Here is a 13,595-nt window from a genome sequence, read left to right as displayed (position 1 = left end):
ACCCCTCAACCGAGGCAGGTACCGATGCAACGCACCAGGCACCGACTTCTCGCGCCCGCTACGCCAACCTCGGAGGCCCCCGGCCTCCCCCGCACCGGGCACCGACTTCTCGCCCGCTCCGCCCTCGCCCTCACGGCCGTGGCCGCCGGCCTCCTGATCGGCCCACAGGCCGGCGCCGGCACCCCCGCCGCACCGGCGACCCCGCAGACGACCCTGCAGGCATCCGCCCTCGCCGCGTCCTGGACAGCCCCCCTGTCCGCGAGCGGCCGCTGGATCGTCGACGCGAACGGCGACCGGTTCAAGCTGCGTTCGGCCAACTGGGCCGGAGCGCAAGGGACCTGGAACGGTTCCGGCGACATCGGCGACGCCGCGAACCACCACAGCGGAGAGAACTCGAACGGCATGCCGCTGGGCCTCGATCGGGCAAGCCTGCCGACGATCCTGGCGGGCTTCCACGCGGTCGGAATCAACAGCATCCGGCTGCCCTTCTCGAACGAGATGGTGCACACGACCACGACGGTCCCGGACGCCGCCGTGGCCGCCAATCCGCAACTGCGCGGCAAGACCCCGCTCCAGGTCTTCGACGCGGTGGTCGCCGCGCTATCCGCCGACGGCTTCGCGGTGGTGCTGAACAACCACACCGGCACCACCCGTTGGTGCTGCGGCGTGGACGGCAACGAGCGCTGGAACACCTCACGAAGCACCGCCGACTGGGTCGCCGACTGGATCACCATGGCGAACCGCTACAAGACCAACAAGCGCGTGGTCGGCGCCGATCTGTACAACGAGGTCCGTCGCAACATCACCGACGACCCCAACTGGGGCTGGGGCAACGACAAGGACTGGCAGGCCGCGTCGCTGGAGGCGGGCAACCGCATCCTGACCGAGGCCAACCCGGACCTGCTGATCATGGTCGAGGGCATCAACTGGACCGGCATCCCGCTCGACGGCCTGCCGCACGGCCGCCCCACGCTGACCCCGGTCCGCACCCTGTCACACACTCTGGTCAACCCGAACAAGCTGGTCTACGCGGCCCACTTCTACGGGTACACCGGTCCCAACCACAGCGGCGCGTACGGCTTGGGCGAAACCCACGACCCCCGCTACCAGGACCTGACGCGTGATCAACTGTTCGCCGAGATCGACCGATCGGCGCAGTTCGTCACCGCCGACGGCCAACACCACACCGCTCCGGTGTGGATCAGCGAGTTCGGCACCGGGGCGGAGGAGAGCGATCCGGTCGCCCGCGCCTGGTTCACCAACTTCACCGACTACCTGGTCGCCCGTGACCTCGACTTCGCCTACTGGCCGCTGGTCGGCTGGAAGGGCAACGGCCAGGGCGACTCGTGGGCCCTGCTCCGTTTCGACCCGACCGGTGCCCGCAGCGGCATCGCGGACGACCCGGCCGACTGGCGCGCCACCGCCTGGACCAAGCTGATCGGCGCAGCCGGCCGTACCGGCCCCGTCCCCGGGTCCGCGCGCTGGAACATGCTGAACCTGGACAGTGCCGACGCCCAACCGTCGCTGCGGATGCGAACCCGACCGGACTGGGACTCCGGTGCCCGCAAGGGCGTCTGCCCCGACGGCGAGCGCATCATCGGCCTGTCGCACACCGGCAACCGCGGGCTGTGCACCACCGCCGGCGGCCCGGAGTTGTCCGCAACCGACGCCGGTTACACGGTCGTTCGCGACCAGTCGTACGTGCAGAACGACTGGGCCACCGGCTACACCAAGCTCGAATGCCCCACCGGCCGGATGATCACCGGCTACAGCGTGCGCGGCGCGGCCGTCTCCGCGATCCTGTGCACGCAACCGAGCACGGCGCTCGGCACGCAGGGCCGCACCCTGTGGTTCGACCGTGGCGACAACCGCCCGACCGGCAACCCCGGCGGCGAATTCGCCTCCGGCGCCTACAAGGGCCAGTGCAACGCCGACGAATACGCGGCCGGCGTCGCCTACACCGGCCGAATCGGCTCGGCCAAGACCCCCGACGCCCTCCTGTGCAAGCGCCTGACCTGACCGACTGCAAGCGTCCGACCTGACCAACCGCCCACCTGACCAACCGCCCACCCGGGCGCCCACCCGGACCAACCCACCTCGACTGCGCCGCTCCCATCCCGGGGGCGGCGCAGCCACGTAACCACTCCGGCGCAACACGCGCGTCCCGCATCCACCTACCGCGATGCCGGTGTCCGTACCGGCACCAACACCAGCACCGACGTCAGCACCAGCACCGGCACCGGCACCGGCCCCGACGTCAGCACCGACACCGACACCGACGCCGGTGCTACCGACTCTCGACCGGACTCCCCGTCGGAACCGCCGGCGGGACCAACGTCTGCGGGAACCGGGTGCGCAACGTGTTCGGACTCGGACTCGCCGACTGGTCCTGAAAGCCCGTCACCTTCGCCCGTGCAGCCCGATTGACCTCGGGAGTCACCCAGAGCTGCCAATCCGACCACAGGGCGACCTGCTTGAGCTCGTCGAGCGTCAACGGCATCGGCTTCTGCGTGACGCCCGCGGCCGTCACCGAGATCTCCACTCCGTCCGGGCGCGTCAACCGCACGAACCGGGACCACGGACCGACGGTGCCCGATTCCGCCCGCCCGCTCCCACCGATCGTCGAGCCGGGGCCCGGCCAGGAATCTCCGACGTAGCCATGTGTGCCGTCCGGCTCGACGAATGGCCGACAGGTGCCGCCGGTCTTGACGATCTCTACGCAGTCGGCTCCCGAGGAGTCGGGCGCGGAAGAGGTCGGCGTACTCGACATCACCTGCACCGAGAGCCGGATCGAGCCGGCGGGGCCGGTCAGCAGGATCGAGGCGGAAGCACCTACCCGGCTCGCGGAATCACCCGGTTTCGGAACAAACGAGCCCCCCTTGGGCTCCACCTGTTTGCCGGCTGCCCATTGAATCCCCATCAGTATCCGCGCGATCTCCTGGGCCGAGACCGCTTCCTTCCCGATCGGTGCGCCGAACCCGCTGTTCGGACCGGGGCTCGTGCTCGGCGAGATCGAGTTGCCCGCCACCGCCGCCGCCCCCGAGGCGTCCCGACTCCCGGGCTTCCCGTCCGTCCCGCCGGCCACCACCAGACCGGTGCCCACCACGGCCAGCACCGCCGCGGCGGAGGCGCCCACGCGAATCCGCCGGGCCCGCCGCATCCGCCGGCCCCGAGTGATTCCCCCCGCGACCAATCCGGCGGGCAGCACCAGCTCCGATGCCGCCGTCCGCATCGCGGCCGCCAGTTCCTGCTCCTCAGATCTCGGGGATCCCATCGGCCTGTTGTCTCCTAGACGTCCGTTCGACCACGTGTCGTACCCCTACACACGGAGGCCGTGCCGGCAGGCGCCCCGGAGGTCACTCGCGGAACGAATGACCGGGCCGTTCCCACCGGGCACGATGCCCGACCCGCCGACGTCCCCCCGACCCCGGCCGGCGCCGCGCGTGTACCCATTAGATAGAACGCGTTGAACCCCCCGGGCCGTCACGCGAATGCGCCCGGAATATCAAGTACGGCTCATATTCTGGCGTTCGCACGAGGAACCGTGTCGGGCGGACCCGGACCGACCATTCCGCGGCACGCGGACCCGGAGCGGGGATTGCGCGGCACGCGGGCCCGGACCGATGATCCCGCGGCACTCGGGGAGTCTCCCATTCGGACCCTCGACCGCATGTACGCACGAGAAGGTGGCCCGATGACCGTCCCGGCAATCAGCCTGCACGATCTCCTGAAGTCCCACGTCGACGTCGGGCCGGTGCCCGGGGCGGTGGCCCTCGTCGCGCGCCACGACCGGGTCGCGGTACAGGCGGTCGGCTCGCTCGACGCCGCCGGCACCATCCCGATGGCCCGCGACACCATCTTTCGCATCGCGTCGCTCACCAAGCCCATCGTCGCCGCCGCGGTGATGCTGCTGGTAGAGGACGGGCGCTTCGCGCTCGGCGACCCCATCGGCCGGTGGTTGCCGGAGTTGGCCGCGCCCTACGTGGTGCGTTCGCCGACCGGCCCGATCGAGGACGTGGTCCCGGTCACCCGACCGATCACCGTGTTCGACCTGCTCACCTTCCGGGCCGGGTACGGCTTCCCGTCCGACTTCTCGCTGCCGGCGGTGGGCCTGCTGTTCACCGAGCTGACCCAGGGACCGCCACAACCGCAACTGGTCCCGGCCCCCGACGAGTGGCTGGCCCGGCTGGCCCGGATCCCACTCCTGCACCAGCCGGGCGAGGCCTGGCTGTACAACACCTGCTCGGACATCCTGGGCGTGCTGATCGCCCGGGTCTGCGGTCGCTCGTTGCCCGACTTCCTCGCCGAGCACCTGTTCGAGCCCCTCGGCATGGTGGACACCGGCTTCGCGGTTCCGCACGCCGACCTCGACCGGTTCGCGTACAGCTACCGCGGCACCTCGACCGGCGGCCTCGACCTGGTCGACGCGCCCACCGGCCAGTGGAGCAGCCCGCCCGCGTTTCCTTCCGGTGCCGGCGGCCTGGTGTCCACGATCGACGACTGCCACGCCTTCGCCCGACTGCTGCTCGGCGAGGGCACCGTGGACGGTCGGCAGGTGTTGACCCCCGCGTCGGTGCGTCGGATGACCACCGACCACCTGACCGCGCCCCAGCGGGACGCGGCCCATCTCTTCCTGGAGGGCCAGGGCTGGGGCTTCGGCGGCTCGGTCGACGTCGCGGCCGTCAACCCCTGGAACGTCCCCGGCCGCTACGGCTGGATCGGCGGCACCGGCACGGCGGCGCACATCGTCCCGTCCACCGGCACCGCCACCATCCTGCTCACCCAGCTCGAACTGTCCGGCCCCACCCCGCCCACCCTGATGCGCGACTTCTGGCGCCTGGCGGCCGGCGCCTGAACCCGAACCCGGACGTGCCAGGCCGAGCTGCGCCATGCCGAGCCGAGCCCGGCCACGCCACGACACGCCGTGCCGTGCGTGCCGAGCGGAACCGAGCCGTGCCGGCCCGAGCGGCCCAGGAATCCCGCACCGTCGAAATGCGTTGCGCCTCGACATGACGACACCGCTCGACACTGAGACACCGGACTTCGCGAAGCCACTGCGCTACACCGCCTTTTCCGCCGACCCGGCAGGCGGCAACCCCGCCGGCGTCGTCCTGGCCGCCGACGGGCTGGACGATGCCGCCATGCTCGCCATCGCCGCCGAACTCGGCTACTCCGAAACCGCGTTCCTGACCCGCTCCGATGCCGGCGACGACACGGCGGCGGTCCGCGCCTTCGAGGTGCGCTACTTCAGCCCGCTGGCCGAGGTCTCCTTCTGCGGCCATGCCACCGTCGCGGCGGCGATCGCGGTCGCCGAGCGGATCGGCCCCGGCGAACTCGTCTTCACCACCCGCGCCGGCATCGTCCCGGTCGACGTGGCAGCCGCCGCCGACGGCAGTCTCCGCGCCACGCTGACCAGCGTCGAGCCCCACCACCGCGAGGTCTCGGCCGCCGACCTCGCCCGGGCGCTGGACCTGCTCGGCTGGGCCGCCGGCGATCTCGACCCGGCCATCCCGCCGAGCTACGCCTACGCGGGCGCCCATCACCTGATCCTGGCCGCCGGCACCCGGGCCCGACTGGCCGAGCTGCGCTACGACTTCGACGGTCTGGCCGAGTTCATGCGCGCCCGCGACCTGACCACCCTGCAACTGGTGTGGCGCGAGTCCGCACACACCTTCCACGTCCGCGACCCGTTCCCGATCGGCGGCGTCGTCGAGGACCCGGCCACGGGCGCCGCGGCCGCCGCCCTGGGCCATTACCTGCGAGCCCTGGACCTGATCCGCACACCCGCCACACTCACCCTGCACCAGGGCGACGACCTGGGCCGCCCCGGCGTGCTGACCGTCGACCTCGTCGCCGACGACCCGCGAGTGCGGGTCTCCGGGGTAGCCGTGCCGATCCCGGATCCGCTCGACTGAGGACCGCGCCGGACTCCCGCCACCCACCACACCGCCACCCCCACGCCCGGCCAACCCCCGCCTCTCCTCACCGCGTTCGCCAATTTGTGACAGCACTGGTCCAGACCATTGACCGCCCCGAAGAGACACTCCTAACGTGGCAGAGCGCTCCCGGTAACGAAGGCACGCGACTCGCGCAGGTCGCATCGACGCGGTCCGCACCCGGACCGTGTGGCTTCACGTTCGGATGCGGATTCGACGTCCCGTCGGCTCGCCGATGCCGCCCCGCGGCATGTGCGGACGAGTCGGTTCGAGACCGCGCCCGAGCGGGTCGGCCAGTCCCAGGCACGACTTCGTTCACGAGGAGAAGTTCCATGCGCAAGAGGACCATCCTGGCCACGCTGAGCGCCGCGGCGGTCGCCCTGCCCTTCATGATGCTGCCGTCCTCCGCCTCCGCCCACGGGTTCATCTCCAGCCCGAAGAGCCGCTCCGCGCTGTGCGGCGAGGGCAAGGTGAAGAGGTGCGGCCAGATCCAGTGGGAGCCGCAGAGCGTCGAGGGCCCCAAGGGCTACCCGGCCGGCGGACCCGCCGACGGGAAGTTGTGCGCGGGCGCGGACGGCCGATGGGCCCCGCTCGACGACCCGCGGAACGGCACCTGGCCGACCACCGCACTCACCTCGGGCGCCTCGTTCAGCTTCACCTGGGAAATCGAGGCCAGGCACTCGACCAGCACGTTCCGCTACTACATCACCAAGCCGAGCTGGAATCCCACCCAGCCGATCAGCCGGGCCCAGATCGAGAGCACGCCGTTCCTGACCGTCCCGTACGGCGGCGCCCTGCCCGCCGCGCACACGGTGCATACCGGCACCCTCCCGGCCGGCCGCACCGGCCAGGCGCTGATCTTCGCGGTCTGGGACGTCGCCGACACCGACAACGCGTTCTACTCCTGCTCCGACGTGAAGTTCTGACCGAACACCCCTCGCCCGGCGGCCGGACGCCACCCACCGCGCCGCCGGGCCCGGCCGCGACACGCAGCCCGGCCCCGAATCGGCCCTGCCCATCCATCCAGGACGCCCGGGCCCGGTCGGGAAACTCCACCCCCCCGATCACCCCGAAGCCGCAACAACGTCGGATCCCGGCCGGCCACCGCCGACACCCGGCACCCGTCGACGCGGTAACACCTCGCCACGCCCGGTGAATCCGCCGCCGCCACTCGACCCCGGCGGGCCCACGGCCCCACCCACGCGATCGGCGACAACGCGCCCCACACGATCGGTACGCGACGTCGTGCCCGGCACCGCACCTCCGCCCGCAGGCCGACCCCGACCCCGACCCCGGTCGACTCCCGTGGAATACCGCCAGTCCGGACCGGCCACCGAGGCCGAGGCCGAGGGCCCGGCCCCGGCGCGCAAGCCGTCGTCCGCCACTCGCACCGCGCCGTGAACGCACACCGGCGGGCAGCGCACTCGGCGCCGGCGGCACCCCGGGGATCACCCGGAACCCCGCTCAAGCAGCACCGCAAGCACCCCACGCGCCCACGGACGCCGAGGCCCACCCCCCGCAACCGGTGGCAGCGGCGAGCGGGACGCCGACGAACGCGGCGACGAGCACACCTTGTCGCCGCGACCGAAAAAGGCCAGGAAGCACCCATTTCGCCCCAACCTTCACAGTCGTCCCCGTCATCCCGGTCGTCGCAGTCGTCGCAGTCGTCGCAGTCGCCACGGTCGCCGGTTTTCGAATCCCCACGATCACCCACCGTGCGCACGCGCACAGGACACGCGCAAAGAACCGTGCAAAACCAGCGATAGCCCGCCCCAGCCCGGCCCGTCCGCCCGGTCGGACACGCCCCGCGCGGACAGTTGGTGGACCTCCATCGGACTGCACCTGGAAGGATGGGCAGGATGGAGTGGGCACGGTTCGCACGGTGACGGGAGCAGGCGTGGTGGTCGGATCCGCACGACGGTCCCTCGGGGTCGGCCTTCCGCTGTCGATCACGCTCGCGCCGCTGCTCCTCGCCCTGCTCCCGGCTGCGTTCGCCGGCGGCGAGACGCGCCCGTGGCGGCGCCGCAAGGATGCCGCCCGCTCGGCGGCGCTGGCCGCACGCGAGGCGGCGGGTGAGGCGTTCCTCCAGCTCGATACCGCGCAGCGGGACATGATGTTGTCGCTGGAGACGGTCCGGGCGGTCCGCGGCGCACGCGGCACCGAGGACGCGCTGCGCAGTTTCGCCGCGGTCAGCCTGCGCATCGACGAGGCGAGCGCGGCATACATCGCACTGATGGACCGCCATCCGCTGGACGTCGAACTGGAGACCGACGAATACGAGGCGGCCCGCCGAGAGTTGACCGAGACCGCGCGCAAGCTGGACGCGGTCCGCCAGGACCTGGACCGGTTCGGCACCTCGCTCGGCCCGCTGCTCGCCGAGGCCGAGCACGCGCTCGGGCAGTTGCCGCCTGCGGTGGACCGGGCCCGCCGGGCCGCCGCCGAGGCGGCCACGGCGGTCGCCGACACCGAGCGGGCCGGCCTGGGCACCAACGGCCTCACCACCCGCCTGGCCGCGATCCGCAGCGATCTGGCCGAGCTGGACCGGGGGCCGGCCGCACTCGGGATCCCGGGCACGCTGGAGGTGGCCCGCCGGATCGAGACCTCGGCCGGCGAATTGCGCGCCGAGGCCGAACGCCTGCCCAAACAGCGCGAGGAGGTGACCAATCGGCTGTCCTCGCTGCGCACCCGCGCCCAGGCCCTGGAGTCCCGGCTGACCGGCGTCGAACCCGCCCTGCACCGCCTGCGCCGCGATTACGTCCAGTCCTGCTGGACCGACCTGGAGCAGGTTCCGGCCAAGGCCCGCCAGGCGCTGGGCATCGCCCACGCCCGCCTGGAGGAGGCCGGCGCCGCGGCCGGACGCGGCGAGTACGCCGACGCGGTCAGCCGCCTGGCCACCGCCCGGGCCACCCTCAAGGACGCCGACGAGGCGATGGCCTCGGTCAACGACCGGCTGCGGGCGCTGGAGGAGGTCGCTCGCGATCCGGAGGCCGAACTGGAGCGCACCCGATTCGCGCTGCGCGACGCCCAGCGGCTCGCGCTCGGCGGCCGGGCCAACGCCGAGGAGCGCTACGCACGCCGGCTGGACGCCCTGGTCTTCCGCCTGGAGGCGATCGCCGCCGAACCGGAGAACCCGCGCCCGGACTGGTGGCGCTTCCTCAGCGAGACCCGCGCCATCCGGGCCGAGGTCGCCGCCACCGTGCAGGTCATCCGCGAGGACCGGGCCGGGCCCGGACCACACTGACGTCACCGCATCACAGGGCCCCGGCACCGGCTTCGGCACGGACCTCGATACGGGCCTCGGCACCAAGCCTCGGCGCCGGGCCTCACAGTGCGTCACGACCCGACGGCATCCGAAATCGGAAAAGCGACATTCTGCGCATTCAACGCACTTGGCGCAACTCAGCGTAGTGAAATCGTCGCGATGTTCGACCAGTCGGGTAAAGAATCGGCACCTTCAGCCACCTTCCTGAAATTTAAGGTTTAAAGTCGTCGGACCGGCCGACTTCGGGACCTTGGTCCCGATTCACGGGTTCCGAAACCCCGCGCGCCGCGCCGTCGACCACTTGCCGACACCGGGAAGTCGCACATGCCCGTGCTCTTGATGCTCCTGTTCGCATTCCTCCTCGTTCTCGCGCTGCCGAGCCTGCACGCGCTGCGCCGGGGCCCGCGGACCGCCCCCGCACTGCCGCTGCACACGCACGACGTGACCGACATGCACCGCATGATGGTCCTCGCGTACGAGGAGGAGCGGGCGGTGCTGCATCGCCAGGCGGTCACCTGGCTGCACTCGCTCGGCCGAGGCCCGCTGCGGGTGACCGACGCCCAGGCGGCCACCGGCAACCGTGGCTGCGACCTGGTCACCCTGGGCGACGGCACGGTGCTGGGCCTGTCCTCGACCGGGCTGGTCATGCACGAGTTGTGCGGCGCGCTCGACCGATTCACCGAGGTGGCGCTGACCCGGGTGCGGGCCGCACGCGACGGCTTCGAGTTGACCTTCGACATGGAGTGCGGCCGGCAGTTGCACGCCCGAGCCGAACTGCTGACCGTCCGCGGCGCCTGCGTCTGAGCCGAGTCCCGAGCCCGGGCCCGGGCCGCAGCCCGGGTCCGGTCCCGGCTCCGCCCCCGCTCCACCACCGCATACCGCCCGACCCGCACAGCACCACGGGCCCGGCACAGCCGGCCCCCCGCGTGCCGTCGTACATCCGCACCGCATCCTGCTCGCGGTGCGGATGTCGGCTTTCCGGACGCCATCGATCGCAGCCCACTCAACCGTGCGTGTCCCGCAACCGTGCCGGTCCCGGTGCCGTGCCGGTCCCGCAATCGTCCCGGTCCCGGTCCCGGCACCGGCCGCGGCGGGTCACTCGACCGGCAACCGGCTCCGCTCCAGCAGCCAGGCCGCGATCCGCTCGCCCGCCGACACGCCCTGTGCGGTCAGCGCCTCGACGTGCGGCGCCGACCAGTTCGTCTCGGCCAACTCGCCGTGCCCCGGCCGCACTCCGGCGTCCGCCGCGCGCAGCAGTTCGATGTCCAGGAGCGAGTCGCCCGCCGCGAACACCGCGTCGGCACCGGCCCGCCGGGCGACCTCGCGCACTGCGTCGCCCTTGGTCAGTGCCTCCGGGACGAGGTAGAGCTTGCGGCCCTGGAGCGAGACGCCGTAGCCGCGCTCGGCCGCCCACTCGGTCGTCTCGGGCACGAACTCCGGCGGCAGCTCCGCCCGTTCCACCACGAGGTAGGTGAACAGGTCCTCGGCCACCCGGAGTTTGTGGGTCCACTCGGGAAGGGCGACCCGTTCCAGATGGGCGACCACCTCCGGCAGCGGAGCGGCGTTCTCGGCCAGGGTCTTGCGCACTCCCGCATGCCAGTCCGGGTCGCTCTCGCCGTGCACGAGCAGGTGGCCGCCGTTCGCGCAGATCGCGAACTCCGGCGCCCGACCCGGCAGCACGATCCGGCCGTACTGCTCCCGGGTGCGCGTGGTGGTGGGCACGAAGGTGGTCCGCTCGGCCAGTTGGGCGAGCAGCGCGACGGCCTCCCGCGTGACGAATGAAATCGGCCCGCCCTCGTACTCCTCCACGCACACCAGCTCGGGCGTCGGGTCCGTCGCCGCCAGGCCCAGCCGGGCGGCGGCCCGGGAGTAGACGAGGGTGCGGTCCAGGTCGCTGGCCACCACGACACTCACGCGTCGCTCCCTTCCCGGCGAAAGCCGGGTTTGACCAGACCGACGCACGAGTACGGCAGGTCGTCCACGTCGATCACCGGAACCCCGCGCTGTGCGGCCAGCATTCGCACGTGGTCCAACTCCGCGCCCACGCCCTTGCGGGCCAGGATCTGCCACGGGACCCGGCGCAGCAGCACCCGCGTGGTCTCGCCGACGCCGGGCTTGATCAGGTTGATGTTGTCGATCTCGTACTCGGCGCCGATCCGCTCGACCGCACGCCATCCCTCCCAGGTCGGCGATCGGTCGCTCGCGGCCAGTACCGGTTGATCGCGCGCGACGTCCTCGGCCACCGCGGCGAACCGCTCGGCGACGGAGTCCAGGAACAGGCCGGAGACGTCGGCGTCGGCCAACTCGGCGTAGAACTTCGCGCCATGGAACTCGTCCGGGCCGATCAGGTCGTCCCGCAGCACGGTGCGCGAAACCAGCCCGGACACCGTCGAGTTCAGGCACGCGGACGGGATCAGGAAGTCGTCGCGGGTGCCGTAGGTGCGTACGCACGAGCCCGGGTCGGCGAGCACGGCCAGTTCCGGGTCGAAGCGCATGCCGGTGGTCTCGGCGGTCAGATCCAGCGCGTCGGACAACTCCCGGGTGATCGCGCCCTTGCCGGTCCAGCCGTCCACGAAGACGATCCGCGAAGGGTCGAACTCGCGCCCCAGCCAGCGCAGTGCGGTGGCGTCGATGCCGCGTCCGCGCACGATGGACACGGCGAAGTGCGGCAGGGTCAGACCGTGCGCGCGCCGGGCCCAGCGGCGCATCAGCACGCCCACCGGGGTGCCGGCGCGGGCGAGCGAGACCAGCACCGCGTCCTGGCCGCGTTCGGCCAGGATGGTCTCGGTGACCACGCCGACCGCGTGCGCGATCCGGTCCGCCGAGGCGTCCAGCGCCGCGTGGAACAGCGCCTGGTACTCGGGGGAGGGCTGGTACTCGATCGGCAGCGACTCGGCGTAGTGCGCACCCGCGTGCTGGATCGCCTCCTCGCGCTCCTCCAGCGGTGCCTCCAACTCCACCGCGGACAGGTCCTTGAGCAGCCAGGCCACCTCGTCGGCGGCGTAGGAGGAGAACGCGGGCCCGTACAGCGGGTTCGGCAGTTTGCCGGTGTCGTGCCCGTGCGGGCTCGGCTGGTGGTTCATGACCTGCGCACCTCGGGGGTGAAGGAGGGGACAACGAGCAGACCGACGTGGTCGGTGACCCGGGACAACGCGTCCAGCAGCCCACCGGGCGCGTGCAGTTCGGGGGTGTCGGCGACCGAGTCGACGACGATGAGCACCTCGTCGAAGCGTCGTGCGGGGTCGCTGCCGGCCGCGACGTTGTACGCGTAGCGGGCGCCGGGACCGTCCGACGGGTCGTCGTGGGCCGGGAATTCCAATCGGGTGCGGATCGCGTAGCCGGGATCGTCGACCGCGAGCACCGGTGAGCGGGTCGTGGTCGAGTAGCGCACCTCGACGTCCGCCGCGACGTGTTCGGCAAGCGCCCGGGCCAACCGCAGGGGCGTGTACATCAGTTCCTCGAAGCCGAGCACCAGGATCCGTCGGCCGAGCACCTGTTCGGCCAGCGCGGCGCCCAGTGCGGGCAACACCCGCTCCAGCGCGTCCTGATCGGCCTGGGTGAAGCCGTGTCGGCCGCCGTCGGGCAATCCGGCGGGCCAATCCAGGTCGAGGGTGCGCACGATGCCGGGCGAGCCGCCGCCGGCCCGGCCGTCGTCGTGCTCGGCCACCAACGCGGTGCCGCGCGCGAGCACGTCCTCGGGCAGTTCGACGGTGCCCGCAGCCAGGGTCACCAGGTCCACCCGGGCGCCGAGTTCGGCCGCGAACACCTCCATCTCGGCCCGGTCGGCGGGACCGCGCACATCGATCAGCGCCGCGACCACGTAGTGCGCACGCGGCGCCATCGTGTGCAGCGCCCGGATGGTGTTGGCGATCGTGCGTCCGGTCGAGAGTTCGTCGTCCACCAGCACCAAGGGGCCGGTCCCGGTCAGGAGTTGCGGATCGCGCGGCAGGAGCAGGTGCGAGGTGGCGTGCGAGTGCTCCTCCTCGAACGCACCGAACCGCGCGACCCCGGCCACCGAACGGCGGGTCGAGTGCAGGTAGGTCGCCCCGGGCAGCGCCTCGGCCACACAGTGGCCCAGGCCGGTGGCGGTCTCCGCGTAGCCGAGCACCACCGGCGTCGGCTCGCCGGCCAGCACGCTCGCCACCCGTGCGCCCAACTCGCGGCCCGCGTCGTGGACCACCGCGGGCAGTTGCGGAACGTGCTTGCCGAGCACCGTGGACACCAGCAGGTGGGCCCGGCGCGGGTTGCGCCGCAGGGCGAGCCCGACCAGCGTGGCGAGCCCCTCCCCCGCGAGCGTCACGTCGAGTCGCTCGGCGACCCAACTCCCCGACCAGGTTTCCATCCGATGTTCACTCAACGCACGAACCCGCTTCCCTCGGTACCGATCGAATCCCACC

General features: G+C 72.1%; 8 protein-coding genes and 1 pseudogene. 6 read left to right on the top strand and 3 right to left on the bottom strand.

What is annotated here, in order from left to right:
* Positions 1–24: 24 nt before the first annotated feature.
* On the top strand, positions 25–2,019 hold the full coding sequence (locus tag ACIBM5_RS13755; RefSeq protein ID WP_396007009.1) for a glycoside hydrolase family 5 protein: 1,995 nt from the start codon (positions 25–27) through the stop codon (positions 2,017–2,019).
* A gap of 268 nt (positions 2,020–2,287) precedes the next feature.
* On the opposite strand, the gene ACIBM5_RS13750 is transcribed toward ACIBM5_RS13755, so the two are convergent.
* Entirely contained in the window at positions 2,288–3,274 is a 987-nt protein-coding gene (locus ACIBM5_RS13750) for a hypothetical protein (protein ID WP_396007008.1), read from the bottom strand.
* A 420-nt stretch (positions 3,275–3,694) separates the two neighbouring features.
* On the opposite strand from ACIBM5_RS13750, the gene ACIBM5_RS13745 reads away from it, so the two are divergent.
* The 5 genes from ACIBM5_RS13745 to ACIBM5_RS13725 all read left to right on the top strand — a co-directional run bounded on the left by ACIBM5_RS13745 (position 3,695) and on the right by ACIBM5_RS13725 (position 10,002).
* A complete protein-coding gene (locus tag ACIBM5_RS13745) occupies positions 3,695–4,855 on the top strand; it encodes a serine hydrolase domain-containing protein (RefSeq protein ID WP_396007007.1) in 1,161 nt (386 codons plus the stop codon).
* A gap of 154 nt (positions 4,856–5,009) precedes the next feature.
* Complete coding sequence (locus ACIBM5_RS13740; RefSeq protein WP_396007006.1) at positions 5,010–5,915, top strand: PhzF family phenazine biosynthesis protein; 906 nt, start codon at positions 5,010–5,012, stop codon at positions 5,913–5,915.
* Between the two features lie 353 nt (positions 5,916–6,268).
* Positions 6,269–6,862 carry a lytic polysaccharide monooxygenase gene (locus ACIBM5_RS13735; protein WP_391581438.1) on the top strand — a complete coding sequence of 198 codons (594 nt, stop codon included), beginning with the start codon at positions 6,269–6,271 and terminating at the stop codon, positions 6,860–6,862.
* A 956-nt stretch (positions 6,863–7,818) separates the two neighbouring features.
* Positions 7,819–9,177 carry a hypothetical protein gene (locus ACIBM5_RS13730; RefSeq protein WP_396007005.1) on the top strand — a complete coding sequence of 453 codons (1,359 nt, stop codon included), beginning with the start codon at positions 7,819–7,821 and terminating at the stop codon, positions 9,175–9,177.
* Positions 9,178–9,522: 345 nt separating this feature from the next.
* Positions 9,523–10,002: a hypothetical protein gene (locus ACIBM5_RS13725; protein WP_391581436.1), complete on the top strand. Its 480-nt coding sequence runs from the start codon at positions 9,523–9,525 to the stop codon at positions 10,000–10,002.
* A gap of 291 nt (positions 10,003–10,293) precedes the next feature.
* On the opposite strand, the gene ACIBM5_RS13720 is transcribed toward ACIBM5_RS13725, so the two are convergent.
* Entirely contained in the window at positions 10,294–11,112 is an 819-nt protein-coding gene (locus tag ACIBM5_RS13720) for an HAD family hydrolase (protein ID WP_396007004.1), read from the bottom strand.
* Positions 11,109–13,540 (bottom strand): annotated as a pseudogene (locus tag ACIBM5_RS13715) (phosphoribosyltransferase). The gene ACIBM5_RS13720 and the pseudogene ACIBM5_RS13715 overlap by 4 nt, the downstream one beginning before the upstream one ends.
* Positions 13,541–13,595 lie beyond the last annotated feature (55 nt).

Origin of the sequence: Embleya sp. NPDC050493, from assembly GCF_044458105.1 — a bacterium.
GTDB lineage: Bacteria > Actinomycetota > Actinomycetes > Streptomycetales > Streptomycetaceae > Embleya.
This window is presented reverse-complemented; position numbering and strand designations above follow the sequence as displayed.

Bases quoted from the DNA above. Each gene is read 5' to 3' on its own strand.
- ACIBM5_RS13755 (WP_396007009.1), top strand. From the start codon at position 25: ATGCAACGCACCAGGCACCGACTTCTCGCGCCCGCTACGCCAACCTCG.
- ACIBM5_RS13750 (WP_396007008.1), bottom strand. From the start codon at position 3,274: ATGGGATCCCCGAGATCTGAGGAGCAGGAACTGGCGGCCGCGATGCGG.
- ACIBM5_RS13745 (WP_396007007.1), top strand. From the start codon at position 3,695: ATGACCGTCCCGGCAATCAGCCTGCACGATCTCCTGAAGTCCCACGTC.
- ACIBM5_RS13740 (WP_396007006.1), top strand. From the start codon at position 5,010: ATGACGACACCGCTCGACACTGAGACACCGGACTTCGCGAAGCCACTG.
- ACIBM5_RS13735 (WP_391581438.1), top strand. From the start codon at position 6,269: ATGCGCAAGAGGACCATCCTGGCCACGCTGAGCGCCGCGGCGGTCGCC.
- ACIBM5_RS13725 (WP_391581436.1), top strand. From the start codon at position 9,523: ATGCCCGTGCTCTTGATGCTCCTGTTCGCATTCCTCCTCGTTCTCGCG.